Origin of the sequence: Pseudomonas sp. W22_MBD1_FP4 (assembly GCF_052113765.1) — a bacterium.
GTDB classification, from domain to species: domain Bacteria; phylum Pseudomonadota; class Gammaproteobacteria; order Pseudomonadales; family Pseudomonadaceae; genus Aquipseudomonas; species Aquipseudomonas sivasensis.
Genome location: NZ_JBGQOI010000005.1, coordinates 23,850 through 45,291, shown reverse-complemented (window position 1 = coordinate 45,291; position 21,442 = coordinate 23,850). Strand labels below are relative to the sequence as shown.

The window sequence follows — 21,442 nt, the reverse complement described above, 5'->3', positions numbered from 1 at the left end:
GGAGGCGCTTCCAGATCAGGGCAGTTGTCGGCATATGACGGCAATTTCCCGCGAAAGGTCAGTCGGTCGACTCGGCCAACATCTTTATCGCGGCGGCACCGACCTTGCGTACCGCTTCTTCAATCTGCGGGGTTGGTTTAGCACCGTAGTTCATGCGCAGGCAGTTGCGGTACTTGCCCGACGCAGAAAAGATACTGCCTACCGCAATCTGTACACCCTGTTCCACCAGCACCCGGTTGAGCTTGAGGGTATCGAAGCCTTCCGGCAATTCCACCCAGAGCATGAAGCTGCCTTGGGGGCGGCTGGCGCGGGTGCCCGCCGGGAAATAGCGGCTGACCCAATCGAGCATCAAGTCGCGATTACGCTGGTATTGAGTGCGCATCCGCCGCAAATGAGGTTCGAAATGCCCGCCCTTGAGAAATTCGGCAATCGCGATCTGCGGTTGGGTCGCGGTGGAGCCGGTGCTGATGTATTTCATGTGCAGTACCCGCTCAAGGTAGCGCCCCGGTGCTACCCAGCCAATACGCAGGCCCGGCGCGAGGGTTTTCGAGAAGGAGCTGCAGAGCAGCACTCGGCCGTCTTCGTCGAAGGATTTGATAGTGCGCGGGCGCGGGTAGCTGTAGGCCAATTCGCCATAGACGTCGTCTTCGATGATTGCCACGTCAAAGCGTTGGGCCAGGGTCAGCAGTGCGCGTTTGCGTGCCTCCGGCATGATGTAGCCCAAGGGGTTATTGCAGTTGGGGGTCAACTGGATGACCTTGATCGGCCACTGCTCCAAGGCTAGTTCCAGTGCTTCAAGGCTGATGCCGGTGATGGGGTCGGTGGGAATCTCCAAGGCTTTCATGCCCAGCCCCTTGAGGGTCTGCATGGCGCCGTGAAAGCTCGGCGAGTCCACCGCGACGATATCGCCAGGATCACAGATAGCGTGGATGCTGGCGGACAGCGCCTCATGGCAGCCAGTGGTGATTACGATGTCTTCGGCGGTCAGTTGGCAGCCGGAATCCAATGACAGCCGTGCGATTTGCTCACGTAATTCCATACAGCCTAGGATGTTGTCGTAGTAGAGCCCTGGCAGATCCTGACGCCGGCTTACGCGGGCGAGGCTGCGCAACAAGGGCTTCAGGGTGGGCGACAATACATCCGGCATGCCGCGGCCCATCTGTATGACGTCTTTGCGTGGCACGGCGCGAATCAGTTCCAGCACTTGGTCCCACTGGGAGATTTCCACCGGCCGCTGTGCTGGCCGGCCCACCTCCGGCAATGCCGGCAGCTCGCGGCCGACGGGTACAAAGTAGCCGGACTTGGGCTTGGGCATCGCCAGACCGTTGTCTTCCAGCACGCGATAAGCCTGTTGCACGGTGCTCAGGCTGACCCCATGTTCCACGCTTAAGGCCCGTACAGATGGCAATCGATCACCGGGGCGATAGAAGCCCTGTTCGATACGAGTGCCCAGCAATTCGGCGAGGTTGACATAGAGGGTCATGACGGTCGCTCCCAATGGACCAGTACAGATAGGGGGAAAATACAGGATTCAGCCGCTCAGAGGCAGTGTCTGTATGGATTTAATAAAGGTGGGTTGAATCTGTAATGGTTTTTGCCGATCGCCCATTCTTGTCACTCAAGGCAACACGCCACTGAGGGGCAACAAAATGAACGGCATGAGCGATGTGAGGCTGGCGTTACACAGTCAGGAACTGGAAGCAGGGCAGCAGCGGGCACTGTCTGTGCTGACGGGTAACCGCTGGAGCCTGTTCTGGCATCGTCGCCATACCCGCAAGGCCCTGCTGACACTGACCTGCGAGCAATTGCAGGATATCGGGCTGACTGTCGAACAGGCCCGCCAGGAAGGCTTGAAGCCTTTCTGGCGCGGTTGATCACACCAGCTCTTTGAGGCGGTGCCAGAGCATCCCCAGCGCCAGAAGCGGCGAGCGCAGGTGCTTGCCGCCGGGGAAGGTGATGTGCGGCACCTTTGCGAACAGATCGAAACGCCCTTGCTGCTGGCCGCTGATGGCTTCGGCCAGCAGCTTGCCAGCCAGGTGCGTGGCGTTTAGGCCATGGCCCGCGTAGGCCTGGGCGTAATACACGTTGGGTTGATCCGCCAACCGGCCGATCTGCGGCAAGCGATTGGCGCCGATGCCGATCATGCCGCCCCACTGATAGTCGATTTTTGCGTCGGCCAACTGTGGGAATACCTGTAGCATTTTCGGCCGCATGTAGGCGCTGATGTCCTGGGGATCACGGCCGGAGTAGTGGCACGCCCCCCCGAACAGCAGGCGACGGTCGGCGGACAGGCGGAAGTAGTCCACCGTCACTCGTTGGTCGCACACCGCCATGTTTTGCGGTAACAGGCTGGCGGCCTGAGCTTCGCTCAAAGGTTCGGTGGCGATGATGTAGCTTCCGGCGGGCAGCACTTTGCCGCTCAGGTGTGGGTTGAGGCCGTTGAGGTAGGCGTTGCAGGCCAGCACCAGAGTCTTGGCACGCACATGGCCATTGGCGGTATACACCTTGACCTCGGGGCCGTAGTCGATGCGCGTCACTTCGGACTGCTCAAACAACTGTACGCCCAACCCCTGTGCGGCGGCCGCTTCGCCGAGCGCCAGGTTCAGCGGGTGCAGGTGGCCTGAACCCATGTCGATCATGCCGCCCACATAGCGGTCGGAACCGATCACACTGCCCATCTCGGCGGCTTGCAGCAGGCGCACCTCATGGCGATAGCCCAGGCTGCGCAGTTCTTCGGCGTCTTCGGCCAGGCCGTGCAGGTCACGAGGCCTGTTGGCAAGGTCGCAGTAGCCCCACGTCAGGTCGCAGGGGATCTGGTAGCGCTCGACACGCTCGCGCACGATCTCCACAGCCTCCAAGCCCATCAACTTCATCTCGCGCACGCCATCGGCGCCGATCACGTTGGTGAACTGGTCCAGGCCGTGGCCGACGCCGCGAATCAGTTGCCCGCCATTACGCCCGCTGGCGCCCCAGGCGATCTTGCGCGCTTCCAGCAACACCACGCGCAAGCCGCGCTCGGCCAGTTCCAGGGCGGTGTTAAGCCCGGAAAACCCCCCACCGATAACACACACGTCGGCAGTCACTTCGCCTGTCAACGCCGGGTAATCGGGTTGCGGCACGCTGCTGGCGGCGTAGTAGGAAGCGGTGTGCCGGGCGCTGGCGATCATGGGCGGAATCCCTGTTTGGAAAATTTGACGCAGGATACAACGGTCGGGCGAAGCTGTCTGCGCAGGGCGTTTTGCGTCAGAATCCACGCCTATTCGCCGTTTGGTACGTGTTTCGATGAGTTGCAACAGTCAGAAAGTCAGCGCATTGCGCCGTCAGATTCCTTCGTTCGAGTGCGTCCCCGGTTGTCACGACTGCTGTGGGCCGGTGACCACATCGCCCGAGGAAATGTCGCGCCTGCCGCGTAAGACCGCCGCCGAGCAGGACGCGGCCATGGACGAACTGAACTGCGTGCATCTAGGGCCCAACGGCTGCACGGTGTATGACGAACGGCCGCTGATCTGCCGGTTGTTCGGTACCACTTCGACCTTGCCGTGCCCTAATGGGCGGCGGCCGGTGGAGCTGATTCATCCACGGGTGGAGAAGCAGATCCATGAGTACATGGCGAGCACCCGGCAAGTACTCGTCTAGTGGGTGAGCTCGATCAAAATTGCGTCGGTTAGTCAGGAATCGGCAGGTTCAGGCTCTCTTTCACCTCTTCCATCACGATATAGCTCTTGGACTCCCGCACATGGGGCAGCTTGAGCAGAATGTCCCCCAGCAATTTGCGGTACGACGCCATCTCGGAAATCCGCGCTTTCACCAGGTAATCGAAGTCGCCGGACACCAGGTGGCATTCCAGCACATGGGGCAGTTTCAGTACGGCGCGGCGGAACTCTTCAAAGGTGTCGCCGGATTTGTAATCGAGGCTGATCTCGACAAATACCAGCAAACTGCCCTTCAAATGCTGGGGATTGAGCCGCGCGTTATAGCCCATGATGATCCCTTCACGCTCCAGCCGGCGGACCCGTTCGGTGCATGGCGTGGTCGACAACCCGACCTTTTCCCCCAGCTCTGTGAACGAGATACGCCCGTCGGTCTGCAGGATGCGCAGGATGTTGCGGTCGATCTTGTCCAGTTCCCGTTTGGTCTGGGTGTTGGTACGCATAGGGGATACGCCTCTGTGAAAAGGGTTTTTGCCGAGAATTGTCGCCAAATATAGGCATTTATATAGTGAAATGCACTGGTGATTGCTTTTTATACTGCGCCCATCATTGCTCGAATAACACACGTCAGCGGCTAAGCCCGCGATGAGGATATAAAAATGCGCGTTCTGGTCTTGGGTAGCGGCGTCATTGGTGTGACCAGTGCCTACTATTTGGCTCGGGCTGGCTTTGAAGTCGTTGTGGTCGACCGTCAGCCCGCTGCTGCCATGGAAACCAGTTTCGCCAACGCCGGCCAAGTGTCCCCAGGCTACGCTTCGCCGTGGGCCGCGCCAGGTGTGCCGCTCAAGGCCATCAAATGGCTGCTGCAACGCCACGCACCGCTGGCGATCAAGGCCACGGCCGACATCGATCAATACCTGTGGATGGCGCAGATGCTGCGCAACTGCACCGCCAGCCGTTATGCGGTGAACAAGGAGCGCATGGTGCGCTTGTCCGAGTACAGCCGTGACTGCCTCGACGAATTGCGCGCCGAGACCGGCATTGCCTACGAAGGTCGCAGCCTGGGGACTACTCAACTGTTCCGCACTCAGGCCCAGTTGGATGGCGCCGCCAAAGACATCGCTGTATTGAAAGAATCCGGCGTGCCCTTCGAACTGCTCGACCGCGCCGGCATTGCCCGCGTTGAGCCGGCCCTGGCCAATGTCACCGATATCCTCGCAGGTGCCTTGCGCCTGCCGAACGACCAGACTGGCGACTGCCAGATGTTCACCACCCGCCTGGCCGAGATGTGCAAGCAGTTGGGCGTGGAGTTTCGTTTTGAACAGGACATCCAGCGCCTCGACCGCGCCGGTGACCGCATCAACGGCGTGTGGATCGACGGCAAGCTGGAAACCGCCGACCGCTATGTGCTCGCCCTCGGCAGCTACTCGCCGAAGCTGCTCAAACCGCTGGGAATCAAGGCGCCGGTTTACCCGCTCAAGGGCTACTCGCTGACAGTGCCGATCACTAACCCTGCGATGGCGCCGACTTCGACCATTCTCGACGAGACCTACAAGGTCGCGATCACCCGTTTCGACAACCGCATTCGCGTCGGAGGCATGGCTGAAATAGCCGGTTTTGACCTGTCGCTTAACCCGCGTCGGCGTGAAACCCTGGAGATGATCGTCAACGACCTTTATCCTCAGGGCGGCGATCTGGCAACCGCCGAGTTCTGGACCGGCCTGCGCCCGACTACACCCGACGGCACACCAATTGTCGGTGCCACCCCGTTCAAGAACCTGTTCCTGAACACCGGCCACGGCACCCTCGGTTGGACCATGGCCTGCGGTTCCGGTCGTTTGCTGGCTGATCTGATGGCTAAGAAAACCCCGCAGATCAGCGCCGCAGGCCTCGATATTTCCCGTTACGGCAACCACCAGGAGTCCGCACAACATGTCAATCCAGCGCCAGCTCACCAATGAGCGCATGAGCCAGATCGTAGTCCACAGCGGTACCGTGTATCTGGCCGGGCAAGTCGGCGACGACATGAACGCCGGGATTGAACAGCAGACCCGTGAAACCCTCGCCAATATCGAGCGTTTGCTGGACCTGGCCGGCACCGACAAGACCAAGCTGCTGTCGGTGACGATCTACCTGAAAGACATCGACGCCGATTTCGCCGGCATGAACGCGGTGTGGGACAAGTGGCTGCCAAAAGGCGTCGCTCCGGCCCGCGCCACTGTCGAGGCCAAATTGTGCGAACCAGAAATCCTGGTAGAGCTGTCCGTCGTGGCCGCGCTGCCTTAAACAACGATCCCTCTCCCGGTGCCGAAGCTGTTGGTCGGTGCCGGTTTTTTCTTCACTTAGCCGCCTAGAAGCCTGCCGCCATGCGTCCTGCCCGTGCCCTGATCGACCTCCAAGCCCTGCGCCACAACTACCAACTGGCCCGTGAAATTACGGGGGCCAAGGCCCTTGCCGTGGTCAAGGCCGACGCCTACGGCCATGGTGCCGTGCGTGTGGCCCAGGCGCTGGAAGCCGAGGCAGACGGGTTTGCCGTGGCATGCATCGAGGAAGCCATGGAGCTACGTGCCGCCGGTATTCGGGCGCCGGTGCTGCTGCTGGAAGGTTTCTTCGAAGCCGACGAGTTGCCGCTGATCATCGAGCATGATTTGTGGTGCGTAGTGCATTCTTTGTGGCAACTGGAGGCGATCGAACAGGCCAAACTGAGCAAGCCCCTGACCATCTGGCTCAAACTGGATTCGGGCATGCATCGCGTCGGCCTGCATCCAAAGGATTATCACGAGGCCTACCAGCGCCTGCTGGCCAGCGGCAAAGTCGCGAAAATTGTATTGATGAGCCACTTTGCTCGCGCCGATGAACTCGATTGCGTCAGCAGCAACGAGCAAGTCGCGGTGTTTGAGGCGGCGCGCCAAGGCCTGGCGGCCGAGGTCAGCCTGCGCAATTCGCCGTCGGTGCTGGGCTGGCCGAGCATGACCAGCGACTGGGTGCGCCCCGGCATCATGCTTTATGGCGCGACGCCGTTTGGCGAAGACCACACCATCGCCGCACGTCTGCAGCCGGTGATGACCCTGGAATCGAAAGTGATCTGTGTACGCGAACTGCCGGCCGGCGAGCCAGTGGGCTACGGCGCCCGGTTTATCACGCCTAAACCGATGCGTATCGGCGTGGTTGCCATGGGTTATGCCGACGGCTACCCGCGCCACGCGCCTACCGGCACGCCTGTGTTGGTGGCGGGGCAGCGCAGCCAATTGCTGGGACGCGTGTCCATGGACATGCTGTGCATCGATCTAACTGACGTCCCTGAGGCAGGTCTTGGCTCTACGGTGGAGCTGTGGGGCAAGAACATCCTCGCCAGTGAAGTCGCGGTTGCCGCTGAGACCATTCCCTACCAGATCTTCTGCAACCTGCGCCGGGTGCCAAGGCTCTATTCCGGCGCTTGACGGTCAGGCACGAACACAGCTTCCTGGGATTTAGGCCCAAGTGTTGTAAATACTGAACGCTGTCGCCATGATAACGCTCAATTACAACAAAGCCTGAATCCTAGGAGGCTCCCGCATTGGACGTCGGCGAACGACTGCAATCCATCCGCAAGCTGAAGGGTCTTTCCCAGCGTGAACTCGCCAAGCGCGCGGGCGTCACCAACAGCACCATTTCGATGATCGAAAAAAATAGTGTCAGCCCCTCGATCAGCTCCTTGCGCAAGGTGCTGGGCGGCATTCCCATGTCCATGGTCGAGTTCTTTTCCGAAGAGATCCTCCAGGAAATACCGACACAGATCGTCTATAAAGCCAATGAGCTGATCGACATCTCTGACGGCGCCGTCACCATGAAACTGGTGGGTCGAGCGCACCCGAGCCGGGCCATCGCGTTTCTCAACGAGATCTACCCACCGGGCGCCGACACTGGCGAAGAAATGCTCACCCACGAAGGCGAAGAAACCGGGATTCTGGTGGAAGGTCGCCTTGAATTGGTGGTCGGTCTTGAAACTTTTGTGCTCGAAGCTGGCGATAGCTACTACTTTGAAAGTACCAAGCCCCATCGTTTTCGCAATCCGTTCGACGTACCGGCGCGACTAATCAGCGCAGCCACACCCGCGAACTTTTAAGAATAGAGGCGTCCTGCCAGCGTTGCAGAGACACCCGAGCTGTATTCCGCGAGGCTGAATCTCCCTTTATTTAATAGGGTTGTTTCGGCCCGGCGGGCTAACCGTTATACTTTCGTCGCCTGCGAAACCGTGGCCGCAGGCGTGAATAGCCACCATTGAGGGTGAACGCGTGAACCTAATTATGAAAATGCTGGCTGCACCAGCAACCGTATTGGCCCTATGGGCTGTGAGCGCACAAGCTGCGACCAATGATGACATTGCCAAGCGTCTGGAGCCGGTGGGCCAGGTCTGCGTCCAGGGTGAGGAATGCAAAGGCATGGAAGTCGCCGTGGCAGCGGGCGGCGGCGGCGGCGCGAAAACGCCGGATGACATCATCGCCAAACACTGCAACGCGTGCCACGGTACCGGCCTGCTGAACGCGCCGAAAATCGGCGACACCGCCGCCTGGAAAGAACGCGCCGACCACCAGGGCGGCCTCGACGGCATCCTGGCCAAGGCGATCACCGGCATCAACGCCATGCCACCTAAAGGCACCTGTGCTGATTGCTCGGATGAAGAGCTTAAAGGCGCGATCAAGAAGATGTCCGGCCTGTAACCTGCCGATCTTCGCCAAAAAAGCCGCTTACGAGCGGCTTTTTTGTGCCTGTGATTTACCCGTCGAGGCTGTTCTTTGCAGCAAAGACCCGGCAAGCTCGGTCCAACCCCTAATCATGGAATGTTCAGGAGGGTCGGATGGTGCAGTTGTGTTCAATCGAGCAAGCAGTTGACGACGTATTGGCGCGTTTGCCAGCGCATATTCACATAGGCATGCCGCTGGGCCTGGGCAAGCCCAATCTGTTCGTTAATGCGCTGTACCGGCGTATCGCCAAGCTGCCGGAGCGGGCGCTGACGATCTATACCGCGTTGAGCCTGGGCCGTCCGACGATGGGCGATGGCTTGCAGAAGCGCTTTCTGGAACCCTTTATCGAGCGAGTGTTTGGGGATTACCCGGAGTTGGAGTTTCTCGCCGCGCTGCACTCAGACAGCTTGCCGAAGAATATCCACGTGCAGCAGTTCTTCATGCAGCCCGGTAGTCTGCTGCACAGCACGTCGGCCCAGCAGGATTACGTCAGCAGCAACTACAGCCACGCCGCCCGCGATATCAACGCCGCTGGCCTGAACCTGGTGGCACAACTGGTCGCGAGCAGCGCGGAACACCCGGACCGCCTGAGCCTGAGCTGCAACCCCGACATCACCCTCGACCTGCTGCCCATGATCGCCAAGCGCCGTGAAGCGGGCGAAACCGTTTTGATCGTTGGGCAGGTTCACACCGATTTGCCCTACATGCCCGGCGATTCCGAGTTGGGCATGGACGCGTTCGACTACCTGATCGATGCTAAGGACAGCACCACACTGTTCTCCACGCCGAACATGCCGGTGGGGTTTCAGGACCATTTCATCGGCCTGCATGCCAGCACTTTGGTGCGCGATGGCGGCACCTTGCAGATCGGTATTGGCTCCATGGGCGATGCGTTGACCGCCGCCTTGCTGGCGCGCCAAGCCGATAACGAAGCTTACCGCCTGCTGCTGACGGATCTGGATGTGTATCAGTGGGCACCGCTGATCAGTCATGAAGGCGGTGTCGATCCCTTTGCCCGTGGCCTTTACGGTTGCAGCGAAATGTTCGTCAACGGCCTGCTGGTGCTGGCGGATGCGGGGATTATCCGGCGCAAGGTCTACCCGGATGTGGCCACTCAGGAACAAGCCAACGCCGGTTTGCTGGATGATGCGGCGCAGCCCGATGGGGTATCGATCCACGGTGGCTTCTTCCTCGGGCCACGCAGTTTTTACCAGCGTTTGCAGGAAATGACCCACGCCAAATGCCTTGAATTCAACATGACCCGCATCAGCTATATCAACGAGCTGTACGGCCAAGAAGAACTCAAGCGTTTGCAGCGCCAGGATGCACGGTTTATCAACAGCGCGATCACGGTGACGTTGCTGGGCGCAGGCGTGGCCGACCAGTTGGAGGACGGCCGCGTGCTCAGCGGTGTGGGCGGACAATACAACTTTGTGGCTCAGGGGCATGCGCTGGAAGGCGCGCGCTCCATCCTGATCCTGCGCAGTTGGCGTGAGTCGGCGGGGGAGGTCAGTTCCAATATCGTCTGGGAGTACGGACACTGCACCATTCCCCGGCACCTGCGGGATATCGTCATCACCGAGTACGGCATTGCCGACCTGCGCGGGCAGACGGATGCCAAGGTCATTGAGGCGTTGCTCAACATCACCGACTCGCGCTTCCAGGCCGACTTGATTGAGCAGGCGCAAAAGGCTGGCAAGTTGCCCAAGGATTTCCAGATGGATCCGCGCTTCACCGACAACACGCCGGAGCGGCTCCAGGGTATCCAGGCGCGGCATCGGCGTTTGTTCCCGGAGTATCCGCTGGGCAGCGATTTCACGGACGAAGAGCGGGATCTGTTGCGCGCATTGAACTGGCTCAAGAGCAAATTCAAGCTGACGGAAATTCTGGAGTTGGGCAAGGCGGCGCTGGATGCACCGGAGCCGGAGGCGTTTCCCGAGCACCTGAAACGGATGTGCCTGGATAAGCCGGAGGGGTTGAAGGAGGATCTGTATCAGCGCTTGTTACTCGCAGGCCTGCAGGCCACCGCGCACTAACAGACAAAAGAGGGCAAATGTGGGAGGGGACTTGCCCCCGATTGCGGTGTATCAGTCACCGAAAATATTGGCTGACCCACTGCTATCGGGAGCAAGCTCCCTCCCACATGTTGAGCGGTGTTGGCTTCAGATGAAGGTAACCACGCCACCGGCCAGCGATTTCACCCGCGCCAGCGACTCAACCCGATAACCCTGCGCATCCAGCTCTGCACGGCCACCCTGGAACGACTTCTCAATCACAATCCCCAAACCGGCAACGGTCGCACCGGCCTGCTTGATGATCGAAATCAGCGCCTGGGACGCCTTGCCGTTGGCTAGGAAGTCATCGATCACCAGTACACGGTCGCTGCTGGTCAGGTGGCGCGGCGAGATGGCCACGGTGCTCTCGGTTTTCTTGGTGAAGGAATACACCGTTGCCGACAGCAGGTTTTCGGTCAGGGTCAGGGACTGCTGCTTGCGGGCGAAGATCACCGGCACGCCCAGGTTCAGGCCGGTCATGATCGCCGGCGCAATGCCCGAGGCCTCGATAGTGACGATCTTGGTGATGCCCGAGTCCTTGAACAGTGCGGCGAATTCATCACCAATCAGCTTCATCAGCGCCGGGTCGATCTGGTGGTTCAAAAAGGCGTCGACTTTGAGTACCTGATCGGAAAGCACGATGCCTTCTTCGCGAATTTTCTTGTGCAGTGCTTCCACGGAAAGCTTCCTCTAATGGCGCGGTCTGCGCCGAAAGTAGATTAAAAAGTAGTCGATTCTAGCGCTTTAACATCGCGCGTATGTCCGCCAGGGCGGTGTTGCCGCGTACGGCTTTCACCTCGGTCGGGGTGTCGTCATTGCCTTCCCAGGCCAGGTCATCCGGCGGCAGTTCATCCAGGAACCGGCTGGGGGCACAATCGATGATCTCGCCGTATTGCTTGCGCTTGGCGGCAAAGGTGAAGGCCAGGGTCTGACGCGCGCGGGTAATGCCCACGTAGGCCAGACGCCGTTCTTCCTCGATGGTGTCGGCTTCAATGCTGGAGCGGTGCGGGAGGATTTCTTCTTCCATCCCCATGATGAACACGTAGGGGAATTCCAAGCCCTTTGAGGCATGCAAGGTCATCATCTGCACACCTTCGGCGCCGTCTTCCTCTTCCTGCTGACGTTCGAGCATGTCGCGCAGTACCAGCTTGCCGATGGCGTCTTCGACGGTCATCTCGCCGTCTTCGTCTTTTTCCAGGGTGTTCTTCAGGGCTTCGATCAGGAACCAGACGTTGCCCATGCGGTAATCCGCAGCTTTGTCGCTGGAGCTGTTGGTGCGCAGCCAGTTTTCGTAGTCGATGTCCATGACCATGCTGCGCAGGGCGCTGATCGGGTCTTCGCCTGCGCACTGCTCGCGAACCTTGTCCATGAAGCGCTTGAAGCGCGCCAGGCGATCGGTGAAGCGCGTGTCCAAGTGCTCGCCCAGGCCGATCTCGTCGGTGGCGGCGTACATCGAAATCTTGCGTTCGGTCGCGTAGTTGCCGAGTTTTTCCAGGGTCGTCGAGCCGATTTCCCGGCGCGGCACGTTGATCACGCGCAGGAAGGCGTTGTCGTCGTCCGGGTTAACGATCAACCGGAAGTAGGCCATCAAGTCTTTCACTTCCTGGCGTCCGAAAAAGCTGTTGCCCCCCGACAGACGATATGGAATCTGGTGGTGCTGCAACTTCAACTCGATCAGCTTGGCCTGGTAGTTACCGCGATACAGGATCGCAAAGTCGCTGTAGGGCCGATCGGTACGCAGGTGCAATGTGAGCAGCTCGACGGCCACGCGCTCGGCTTCGGCGTCTTCGTTGCGGCAGCGGATTACGCGGATCTCATCGCCGTGGCCCATCTCACTCCACAGCTGTTTTTCAAACTCGTGGGGGTTGTTCGAGATCAGCACGTTGGCGCAGCGCAGGATGCGGCTGGTGGAGCGGTAGTTCTGCTCCAACATCACCACTTTCAAGGACGGGTAGTCGACCTTGAGCAGCATCAGGTTTTCCGGGCGGGCGCCGCGCCAGGCGTAGATCGACTGGTCATCGTCGCCCACCACGGTGAACTGGTTGCGCTTACCGATCAGCAACTTCACCAGCAAGTACTGGCTGGCGTTGGTGTCCTGGTATTCGTCCACCAGCAGGTAGCGCACCTTGTTCTGCCACTTTTCGAGGATGTCGGCGTGTTCCTGGAACAGCTTGACCGGCTGCAGGATCAGGTCGTCGAAGTCCACCGCGTTGAACGCCTTGAGCGTGCGCTGGTAGTGGGTGTAGACGATGGCCGCGGTCTGTTCCTTGGGGTTGCGCGCGTTTTCCAGGGCCTCGGCGGGCAGGATCAGGTCGTTTTTCCAGGCGCCGATCATGTTTTTGATCTCGTCGACGCCGTCGTCGCCTGCGTATTCCTTCTGCATGATGTCGGTCATCAGGGCCTTGACGTCGGTCTCGTCAAAGATCGAGAAGCCCGGTTTGTAGCCCAGCCGAGCATGCTCCTTGCGGATGATGTTCAGCCCCAGGTTGTGGAAGGTACACACCGTGAGGCCACGGCCTTCGCCACCCTTGAGCAGGCTGCCGACGCGTTCTTTCATCTCGCGCGCGGCCTTGTTGGTAAAGGTCATGGCGACGATGTACTGGGCGCGGATGCCACAGCTCTGGATCAGGTGTGCGATCTTGCGGGTGATCACGCTGGTCTTGCCGGAGCCAGCACCGGCGAGCACCAATAGAGGGCCGCCGACGTAGTTCACGGCTTCTTGCTGCCGGGGATTGAGTCGGGACATACAGAATTCAGGGAGTCGTTGTTCAAAAGGGCGGGCATTTTAACAGGCTGGCAAGATTCTGCTGCTCTGGATCGACGGTGTGACGTACCACTCGATCTAAATTTGCCGGTTTTGCTACTTTGCCGCAGGATGTCGAGGCTTTTTGCGGTTAAAACAGCGACAAATGCTTACACCTGCGTATTTGATAACCCCTATCATTGGTCATTATCAGGCCGCACGTCATAATGCCCGCCGCCAACGAAACTTTGCAGAGTCTAGGGAGCTAGCTTGTCTACGCCTGTCGAACCCTTGCGTTTGCTGCTACTGGCCGATACGCCTGAGTGGGCAGCGTTGTTGCGCGAGTGCCTGGCGCCGATGGGCGATGGGGCTGTGCTGATCAGCGCGCCAAACTGGGACTCGGTAAGTCGTCTGTTCGAAGATGACACCAGCGCCGTGCTGTTGACCACGCCCAGCCTGCAACCCGGCCCTGGCCGTTGCAGCTTGTCGTGCGTGGTGTTGTTGGAGCAGGAACCGTTGGTTTCTCCGCTTGGCGTGAGTGATTGGCTGATCCGTGATGCATTGGACGCCGACACACTGCGCCGCTGCCTGCGCCATGTTCGTGAGCGCGGCTTGCTGGAAAACACCCTGCAACGCCTGGCCGAACAAGATCCGCTTACCGGTATCGCCAACCGCCAGGGCTTCCAGACCCTGCTGGCGGCGCGGCTGGCCGAGAACGAGGGCCGTGGCCTGGCCCTCGGTCACCTGGACCTCGACAACTTTCGCCACGCCAACGATGCCCTCGGCCACCAGGCTGGCGACCGTTTGATCCTGCAAGTGGTCTCGCGGCTCAAGAGCCAGCTCGAAATCGGCGACCAATTGGCACGCCTGGGCAGCGACGAGTTCGCTTTGCTGATTGACACCCGCCGTGCACCCCAGCGTGCAGAGTGGATGGCCGAGCGCATCACCGAAGCCATGGCCGAACCGTATTGGGTGGATGGCGAAAGCCTGCTGATCGGTTGCAGCCTGGGCGTGGCCCATGCCCGCGCCCGCGCTGGCGCCGACCCATTGATGTGGCACGCCCATATCGCCATGCAGCAAGCCAAGAGCACTCAAGGCTGCACCTTCCATATCTTCAACGAGCGCATCAACCGCAACGCGCGCAGCCTGGCCGACCTGGAAAGTGAACTGCGCCGCGCCTTGCGCCGGGATGAGTTGGAGCTGCACTACCAGCCGCGCCTGGACCTGGATGACGGCCACATTGTCGGCCTCGAAGCCCTGGTGCGCTGGCGCCACGGCGAGCGCGGCCTATTGCCGCCCAGCGAATTCGTCCCCCTGGCCGAACAGAGCGGCCTGATCGTGCCGTTGGGCTACTGGGTGATCTCCCGCGCCCTACGCGATATGCAGGACCTACGCGAGCGCGGCCTGCCGCCGTTGCACATGGCGGTCAACCTGTCGTTCCGCCAGTTTCAGGACAGTCAGTTGCTCTCTACCCTCAGCCGGCTGATTGCCGAGCGCGGTGTGGAAGCGCAATGGCTGGAGTTCGAGCTGACCGAAACTGCCGTGATGCGCCGCAGCGATCTGGTCAAACAGACCATGGATGCCCTAGGGCGGCTGGGTGTGCGGTTTTCTTTGGATGACTTCGGCACCGGTTTCTCGTCGTTCGTGCACCTCAACAGCTTGCCGATTGCCTTGTTGAAAATCGATAAGAGCTTTGTCGGTGGCATGGAAGAGCGCGAAGAGAATCGCAAGCTGGTGCACGCGATGATCAACCTGGCGCACAACCTGAATCTGGAAGTGGTGGCTGAGGGTGTGGAGACTCCGGAGCAGTTGGCGCTGCTGAGGCTGTTTGGCTGCGATCAGGCTCAGGGTTACTTGATCAGCAAGCCGCTGCCGTTGCCGGAGTTGGTGGAATACCTGACATTCGGCAAGGGCCAGCAGACGCTCGCTGGCGAAGTGTTCTAATCCGGCTGAGTGGCCCGGAACCCTTGGCGGGTTTCGGGTACTGCACCTTCCAGACCAATCATGCGCTTCATCTTCGCTTCAAACGCCCAAGTCAGGCTGACTGCCGCACACGCCAGCCCCAGCGCCAATCCCCACCACACGCCGGTCGGCCCCCAGCCTAGGGTGAAAGCCATCAACCACGCCGAAGGCGCGCCGATTAACCAGTAGCAACCCAGGCCCACCAGGAAGGTGGTCTTGGCATCCTTGAGCCCACGGATGCAGCCCATGGCGATGGTCTGGACGCCATCAAACAGCTCGAACCAGGCCGCGACGGCCAGCAGGCTGACGGCAAGCACGATCACCTCGTGGAATGCCGGGTCGTCATGGTCGAGGAACAGGCCGATCAGCGGGTCGGAAAACAGCCACAACACCACGGCAAATCCCAACATCACCGCCGCGCCAAAACTGATGCCGACACGACCGGCCATGCGCGCTTGCAGCAACTGCCCGGCGCCATAGTGCTGGCCGATGCGCATGGTCACCGCATAGGACATGCCCGCTGGCACCATGAACGCCACCGAGACGATTTGCAGGGCAATCTGATGCGCCGCCAATTGCGTACTCCCCATGGTGCCCATGCACAGCGCGGCAAAGGCAAACAGCCCGACTTCTACTGCATAGGTGCCGCCAATCGGCAGGCCCAGACGCCACAACTCGCGCAAGTACTGGGTGTTGAGGCGCAGCAGGCCCGCGCTCAGCGGGTAAGCGGCGTAAGCGCGGTTGCTGCGGATGTACCACATCAGCGTCAGGGCCATGCCATTGGCGACGATGGCAGTGACCAGGCCAATGCCCATCAAGCCGAGCTTCGGCAGGCCGAACATACCTTCGATCAAGGCGTGGTTGAGCAGGTAGTTCAGCACCGTGCCGCCGAGGCTGATCACCATCACCGGAGTGGCCTTGCCAATGGCGCTGGTGAAGCCGCGCAAGGCCATGAAACTCAGGTAGCCGGGCAGGGCGAACGGTAGCATGGTCAGGAATTGCCCCGCCGACTGCACATTGGTATCGGTCTGGCCGAACATCAGCAGCACCGGCTTCAAGTTCCATAACAGCAGTGCCGCCGCCAAGGCCATCAGCCAGGCGAGCCAGAGCCCGGCCTGGGTCAGGCGAGTGGCACCTTCGATGTCGCCAGCGCCGTGACGGATTGCCACCAAGGTGCCCACGGCGGCAATCACTCCGATGCAGAAGATCGACACGAACGAATAGCTCGCTGCACCCAGGCCACCACCGGCCAGCGCTTCAGGGCTCAGGCGAGCCATCATCAAAGTGTCGGTCAGCACCATCAGCATGTGCGCCAACTGTGAGGCAATCAACGGCCCAGACAGCCGCAGAATGGCCCAGAGTTCGTTACGCGCTGGATGCTGCATGATCATCACACTCAGAAAGTCAGAGGGTTGGAGAGGGTTGGATTCTCGGCCCTCTCAGCTCATTGCACAAAGGGATAAAAGCGATCATCTACATGATTAAAACTCATGCCTGACTGATTCTGGTACGGTTTCGGCATCCTGCTGTCGGAGCTTTCCTCATGTCTCGTCGTCTTCCTCCTCTTTATGCCTTGCGTGCATTTGAAGCGGCCTCCCGGCATAACTCCTTTACCCGCGCCGCCGAGGAACTGTCGATTACCCAAAGTGCGGTGAGCCGACATATCCGCACGCTGGAAGAGCATTTCGCCTGTCGCCTCTTCCAGCGCAGCGGCCGTAACCTACAGCTCACGGAAGCGGCGCGCCTGCTGTTGCCCGGTGTGCGCGAGGGGTTCGCGGCGCTGGAGCGGGCCTGCCATACCCTGAACGCCGAAGATGACATCCTGCGCATGAAAGCGCCGTCGACCCTGACTATGCGGTGGTTGTTGGCGCGCCTCAGTCGCTTCCGCGCATTACAGCCAGGCAATGAAGTGCAATTGACCAGTGCCTGGATGAATGTGGATGAAGTGGATTTCAACCAGGAGCCTTTCGACTGTGCGGTGCTGTTGAGCTACGGGCACTTTCCGGCGGATTGGGAAGCCAGCTATTTGTTTCCTGAGCTGTTGATACCGGTGGGCGCGCCGAATCTGTTGGACGATGGCCCATGGGATGTAAATCGACTCGCTGGTGCCGAGTTGCTGCACCCCACGCCCGACCGCAGGGACTGGCGCAATTGGCTGGAGCGCATGGGGCTGTCGAATCAGGTTTCGCTCAAGGGTGGGCAGGTGTTCGATACCCTGGAGCTGGGCATGATCGCCGCCGCTCGCGGTTATGGCGTCTCCATGGGCGATCTGCTGATGGTGGCCGAGGATGTGGCGCAGGGACGTTTAAGCTTGCCGTTGCCGACGGCGGTAGCGAGCAGGGAAAATTACTATTTGGTGTGGCCGAAAACCCGTCCGGGCGGCGAGCGCTTGCGACGCTTGGCGGATTTCCTCCAGAGCGAAGTGCAGGCCATGGTTTTGCCCGATGTCGAACGGCTTGATTGAATAATTCTGGCTCTATCACGCAACCGTTTGCGTGATACCCCTGCGATTCGCTCAAGTATTGCAAAGCGCCGCCGAAGTAGGGGTGTTGGAACCATCGTGCACCAACGTTTCCCACCAGATAATTTGCCGAGCAGCGCTATGAGATCAGGATGATCCTGGCCTCGGCCAGGAGCTTTCATGTCTCAACCTCGCGCCCGGATCGCCTCGCAGTTAGGTCTTGCATTAGCCGTGATTTTGGCTGTCGTCATCAGCGGCAGTACTGTTTTCGCCTTGCGTTCCCTTGACTCCGCCAACCTCGATACCCGCGAGGAACACTTGGCCAGCGAGGCACGACTGCTGGCCGACCAACTCAATACCTTCCACAGCACGCTGCGCGAGAGCACCCAGCGTCTGACCGGATTGTTTGAAAAGCGCTTCAGCGCCGGGTTGCGTGTGCAGGCTGATCAAATGGTCGCGGTGGCTGGGGTCCAGACGCCGAGCCTGTTGCTGGGCAGCGAAGTGCTCAACAACAACTTCACTGAAGTCGATGAGTTCAAGCAGATGTCCGGCGGCGTGGCCACGGTGTTCGTGCGCAGCGGCGACGACTTTGTGCGCGTCAGCACTTCCCTGACCAAGCAGGACGGCAGCCGCGCCATCGGCACCGTGCTTGACCGCCAGGGTCCGGCTTACCAGCGCGTGCTCGGTGGTCAGGCGTATATCGGCCGCGCGGTGTTGTTCGATCGCTCCTACATGACCCAATACAGTCCCGTACGAGACAGCAGCGGCAAAGTGATCGCTGTGTTGTTCATCGGCTTTGACTACACCGACGCCCAGGCCGCGCAGTTTGAGAACCTCAAGCGCTTCCGCATCGGTCAGACCGGCTCCCTGGCGTTGCTCGACGAGCAGAAGCGTTGGCTGGTACCGCCCGCGGGTGTGCAGGCCTTGGACCAGTCGGTTGCGGTGATGCTGGACCTGGCCAAGACCCCAGGCAAAGGCCGCTTCTGGAGCGATAAGAACGAAGACTTCTACAGTGTTTCGGTACCGTTCGACGGCGGTCCTTGGGCCGTCGTCGCGAGCATGCCGAAAGCTGAAATCCGTGCAGTGACCTGGGCGGTCGGTATTCGCCTGGTGATCGGCAGCATACTGGCGATGTTGCTGGCGGTAGGCGCCACGGTCTGGTTGCTGCGCAGCAAACTGCAGCCGCTGAGTGATCTGGTGCGCCAGGCCGAAGCCTTGGGCGCGGGGGACTTGAGTGCGCGCCTCAACGTGTCCAGCCATGATGAAATCGGCCAACTGGCCCGCAGCTTCAACCAGATGGGTGAAGCGCTCTCGACCATGGTTTCCCATATCCGCAAGGCGGCCGAAGAGGTCAACAGCCGTGCCCAGGCACTGTCCGGGTTATCCGGCGGGGCCTATGACGGGATGGAGCAGCAGTCTGGCGAAATCACCAGCATGGCTGGTGCGGTGGAAGAGTTCAGCGCCACTTCGCTGAATATCGCCGACAACATGGGCAACACCGAGCGTCTGGCTCAAGAGAATGCCCAGCAAACCCGCATCGGCCGCACCTCGATGCAGGAGGCGTCGTCGTCGCTGGAACATATCGCGACCGCGCTGAATAGCACGGCCACGGTGATCAATACCCTGGGCCAGCGCTCCCAGGAAATCGGCGGCATCGTCGGTGTGATCACCTCCATCGCCGAACAGACCAACCTGCTGGCGCTGAACGCCGCCATCGAGGCTGCTCGCGCAGGTGAGCAGGGCCGTGGGTTTGCCGTGGTCGCTGACGAAGTGCGTAACCTGGCCTCGCGTACCCGCGAAGCCACCGATGAAATTTCCGGGATGATCCAGAGCATTCAGAGGGAAACCGGCAACGCCATCAGCACCATGGAGCACGGCAACACGCTGATGCAGGAAGGCCTGTCGCGCAACGCCGACGTGGCGTCGGCCCTGGCACGTATCGACGAGCAGAGCCGTTCGGCCGGTCAGCAGTTCGCGGCGATTACCACGGCGACTCAGGAGCAGAGCAGCACCGCGACATTGCTCAGCAGCAATTTGCAGAGCATCGCACTGGCCAACAGCGAGCAGCGGGAAGTGGTGTCGAACCTGGCGATTACGGCCAAGGAGCTCGAGACGTTGGCGGCGGGCTTGCGTCATGAGGTGGATCGCTTTCGCTGAGGCTCAATTGAGGGAGGCCGGACGGTACTGCAAGGCCTCCTTCAAGTGGTCCCGCGTGATGGCATCCACCTGATCCAGGTCCGCCAATGTGCGTGACACTTTGAGCAGCCGATGAGCCGCACGCAGCGACAATGTCAGTCGCTCGCAGGCGCTTTCCAGCCAGCCTTCGTCGGCTTTCAAAAGTTGGCAGTGCTCACGCAACCTCGGTAGATCAAGGAAGGCGTTGGCACAGCCTTGGCGCTGTTGCTGACGCTCCCGAGCATCTGCCACCTGGGCTGAGGCCGTTGCCGTCGTATCTCCAACCTGCTGGGTTGGATTCAGCGCAGTTGTTTCCCGCGCCACGGTGAGGTGCAAGTCAATCCGATCCAGTAACGGTCCAGACAGCTTATTGCGATACCGCTGGACCTGCTCCGGTGTACAGCGACAACGCCCAGTGGGTTCGCCCATATACCCGCAAGGGCAGGGGTTCATCGCTGCCACCAGTTGAAAACGCGCTGGGAAACTCACGCGGTCGCGGGCACGGGAAATCACGATATGCCCTGACTCCAATGGCTCACGCAAAACCTCCAGCACCTTGCGATCAAACTCCGGTAACTCATCCAGGAAAAGCACGCCATGATGCGCCATGGTGATTTCCCCAGGCTGCGGTTTCGATCCACCGCCCACCAGTGCGGGCCCTGACGCAGAGTGGTGCGGCTGGCGAAACGGCCGGTGTGGCCAATGGCTCAGCGGTGCGAGGCTGACCACCGACTGAATTGCCGCCACTTCCAGGGCCTCCTGCTCGCTCAGCGGAGGCAGCAAACCGGGCAAGCGGCTGGCAAGCAAGGTCTTGCCGGTGCCCGGTGGCCCGCTGAACAGAAGGTTATGTGCGCCCGCTGCTGCAATCAACAACGCCCGCTTGGCGGAGAGTTGGCCTTGCACTTCGCTCAAATCCGGGTAGGGCTTGTTCAGGTACAACAAACCATCGGATTTATAGGGCTCAATCGGCACTTGTCCGTTGAGGTGCGCCACGACCTGCAGCAAGTGATCCACGGCAATCACCTTCAGCCCCGACGCCAGGCAAGCTTCCTCTGCATTCGCCCGCGGCACTATCACGGTGCGCCCAGCCTTGCGCGCCGCCAAAGCGGCTGGCAACACACCTTTGACCGCACGCACTTCGCCGGACAACGCCAACTCACCCAGGCATTCAATGTCATCGAGCATCAACGCTGGCACCTGCACACTGGCGGCGAGGATCCCCAGTGCAATCGCCAAATCAAAACGCCCGCCGTCCTTGGGCAGGTCGGCGGGCGCGAGGTTGAGCGTGATGCGGCGGGAGGGGTATTGCAGGGCGGAGTTGAGGATGGCGCTGCGTACTCGGTCCTTGCTTTCCTTGACGGCGGTTTCGGGAAGGCCCACCAGCGTGAGGGACGGGAGACCGTTGGCCATGTGCACTTCGACGGTGACGGCTGGGGCTTCTACGCCGATCTGGGCGCGGCTGTGGACGATGGCGAGGGACATGCTCGTTCCTTGAAAGAGAGGCCGCTTCCTGCGGGTTTTTCAAGGGTAGACGAGGGGTGGGGCTAGTGAGGGAGGGAGGTTTTACAGAACGTATCCAGAGAACGACGCAGAACAAATGTGGGAAGGGGCTTGCACCCGATAGCAGTGGGTCAGTTGATAAATATGTCACTGACCCACCGCCATCGGGAGCA

The 21,442-nt window shown here is 60.5% G+C and carries 18 protein-coding genes; 11 read left to right on the top strand and 7 right to left on the bottom strand.

All coding sequences use genetic code 11. The features are described 5' to 3' along the window. Positions 1–58: 58 nt before the first annotated feature. The gene (locus ACEN2T_RS08800; RefSeq protein ID WP_032884391.1) at positions 59–1,483 is read right to left on the bottom strand and encodes an aminotransferase-like domain-containing protein; all 1,425 of its coding nucleotides are present in this window, start codon (positions 1,481–1,483) and stop codon (positions 59–61) included. Between the two features lie 166 nt (positions 1,484–1,649). Here ACEN2T_RS08800 and ACEN2T_RS08795 point away from each other — a divergent pair, with 166 nt between their 5' ends. Continuing rightward, positions 1,650–1,874 carry a DUF1127 domain-containing protein gene (locus ACEN2T_RS08795; protein ID WP_442116571.1) on the top strand — a complete coding sequence of 75 codons (225 nt, stop codon included), beginning with the start codon at positions 1,650–1,652 and terminating at the stop codon, positions 1,872–1,874. On the opposite strand, the gene ACEN2T_RS08790 is transcribed toward ACEN2T_RS08795, so the two are convergent. Beyond that, positions 1,875–3,167 (bottom strand): NAD(P)/FAD-dependent oxidoreductase, encoded by a 1,293-nt coding sequence (locus tag ACEN2T_RS08790; RefSeq protein ID WP_095185202.1) that lies wholly within the window; start codon positions 3,165–3,167, stop codon positions 1,875–1,877. It lies immediately after the preceding gene. A 115-nt stretch (positions 3,168–3,282) separates the two neighbouring features. On the opposite strand from ACEN2T_RS08790, the gene ACEN2T_RS08785 reads away from it, so the two are divergent. Beyond that, positions 3,283–3,636, top strand: coding sequence for a YkgJ family cysteine cluster protein (locus ACEN2T_RS08785; RefSeq protein ID WP_032884386.1), 354 nt, complete (start codon positions 3,283–3,285; stop codon positions 3,634–3,636). Between the two features lie 28 nt (positions 3,637–3,664). Here the strand turns inward: ACEN2T_RS08785 and ACEN2T_RS08780 are convergent, their stop codons facing one another. Beyond that, positions 3,665–4,153, bottom strand: coding sequence for an Lrp/AsnC ligand binding domain-containing protein (locus ACEN2T_RS08780; protein WP_003176896.1), 489 nt, complete (start codon positions 4,151–4,153; stop codon positions 3,665–3,667). 156 nt (positions 4,154–4,309) lie between these two features. Here ACEN2T_RS08780 and dadA point away from each other — a divergent pair, with 156 nt between their 5' ends. The 6 genes from dadA to ACEN2T_RS08750 all read left to right on the top strand — a co-directional run bounded on the left by dadA (position 4,310) and on the right by ACEN2T_RS08750 (position 10,410). Continuing rightward, the gene (gene dadA, locus ACEN2T_RS08775) at positions 4,310–5,611 is read left to right on the top strand and encodes a D-amino acid dehydrogenase (protein ID WP_032884384.1); all 1,302 of its coding nucleotides are present in this window, start codon (positions 4,310–4,312) and stop codon (positions 5,609–5,611) included. Continuing rightward, a complete protein-coding gene (locus tag ACEN2T_RS08770; RefSeq protein ID WP_017135862.1) occupies positions 5,583–5,936 on the top strand; it encodes a RidA family protein in 354 nt (117 codons plus the stop codon). Before dadA ends, ACEN2T_RS08770 begins: the two co-directional genes overlap by 29 nt. 80 nt (positions 5,937–6,016) lie before the next feature. Beyond that, positions 6,017–7,090 carry an alanine racemase gene (gene alr / locus ACEN2T_RS08765; RefSeq protein WP_442116570.1) on the top strand — a complete coding sequence of 358 codons (1,074 nt, stop codon included), beginning with the start codon at positions 6,017–6,019 and terminating at the stop codon, positions 7,088–7,090. A 116-nt stretch (positions 7,091–7,206) separates the two neighbouring features. Next, positions 7,207–7,755, top strand: a complete 549-nt coding sequence (locus ACEN2T_RS08760; RefSeq protein ID WP_003176893.1) for a cupin domain-containing protein — start codon at positions 7,207–7,209, stop codon at positions 7,753–7,755. Positions 7,756–7,936: 181 nt separating this feature from the next. Further along, the gene (locus ACEN2T_RS08755) at positions 7,937–8,350 is read left to right on the top strand and encodes a c-type cytochrome (protein ID WP_032884380.1); all 414 of its coding nucleotides are present in this window, start codon (positions 7,937–7,939) and stop codon (positions 8,348–8,350) included. A 137-nt stretch (positions 8,351–8,487) separates the two neighbouring features. Further along, positions 8,488–10,410 carry an acetyl-CoA hydrolase/transferase C-terminal domain-containing protein gene (locus ACEN2T_RS08750; protein WP_442116569.1) on the top strand — a complete coding sequence of 641 codons (1,923 nt, stop codon included), beginning with the start codon at positions 8,488–8,490 and terminating at the stop codon, positions 10,408–10,410. A gap of 126 nt (positions 10,411–10,536) precedes the next feature. Here ACEN2T_RS08750 and ACEN2T_RS08745 read toward each other — a convergent pair whose 3' ends face one another. Together ACEN2T_RS08745 and rep are read right to left on the bottom strand one after the other, a co-directional pair. Next, positions 10,537–11,106, bottom strand: coding sequence for a xanthine phosphoribosyltransferase (locus ACEN2T_RS08745; protein WP_003176890.1), 570 nt, complete (start codon positions 11,104–11,106; stop codon positions 10,537–10,539). A gap of 58 nt (positions 11,107–11,164) precedes the next feature. Further along, a complete protein-coding gene (gene rep, locus ACEN2T_RS08740; protein WP_032884378.1) occupies positions 11,165–13,174 on the bottom strand; it encodes a DNA helicase Rep in 2,010 nt (669 codons plus the stop codon). A gap of 267 nt (positions 13,175–13,441) precedes the next feature. Here rep and ACEN2T_RS08735 point away from each other — a divergent pair, with 267 nt between their 5' ends. Then, complete coding sequence (locus ACEN2T_RS08735; protein ID WP_032884377.1) at positions 13,442–15,115, top strand: putative bifunctional diguanylate cyclase/phosphodiesterase; 1,674 nt, start codon at positions 13,442–13,444, stop codon at positions 15,113–15,115. Here the strand turns inward: ACEN2T_RS08735 and ACEN2T_RS08730 are convergent. Further along, the gene (locus tag ACEN2T_RS08730; RefSeq protein ID WP_032884376.1) at positions 15,112–16,524 is read right to left on the bottom strand and encodes a NorM family multidrug efflux MATE transporter; all 1,413 of its coding nucleotides are present in this window, start codon (positions 16,522–16,524) and stop codon (positions 15,112–15,114) included. The genes ACEN2T_RS08735 and ACEN2T_RS08730 overlap by 4 nt on opposite strands. A gap of 152 nt (positions 16,525–16,676) precedes the next feature. On the opposite strand from ACEN2T_RS08730, the gene ACEN2T_RS08725 reads away from it, so the two are divergent. Together ACEN2T_RS08725 and ACEN2T_RS08720 are read left to right on the top strand one after the other, a co-directional pair. Further along, positions 16,677–17,597, top strand: a complete 921-nt coding sequence (locus ACEN2T_RS08725; RefSeq protein WP_032884375.1) for a LysR substrate-binding domain-containing protein — start codon at positions 16,677–16,679, stop codon at positions 17,595–17,597. Positions 17,598–17,774: 177 nt separating this feature from the next. Then, a complete protein-coding gene (locus ACEN2T_RS08720; RefSeq protein ID WP_099601749.1) occupies positions 17,775–19,751 on the top strand; it encodes a methyl-accepting chemotaxis protein in 1,977 nt (658 codons plus the stop codon). Positions 19,752–19,754: 3 nt separating this feature from the next. Here ACEN2T_RS08720 and ACEN2T_RS08715 read toward each other — a convergent pair whose 3' ends face one another. Then, the gene (locus tag ACEN2T_RS08715) at positions 19,755–21,251 is read right to left on the bottom strand and encodes a YifB family Mg chelatase-like AAA ATPase (protein WP_095185196.1); all 1,497 of its coding nucleotides are present in this window, start codon (positions 21,249–21,251) and stop codon (positions 19,755–19,757) included. Positions 21,252–21,442 lie beyond the last annotated feature (191 nt).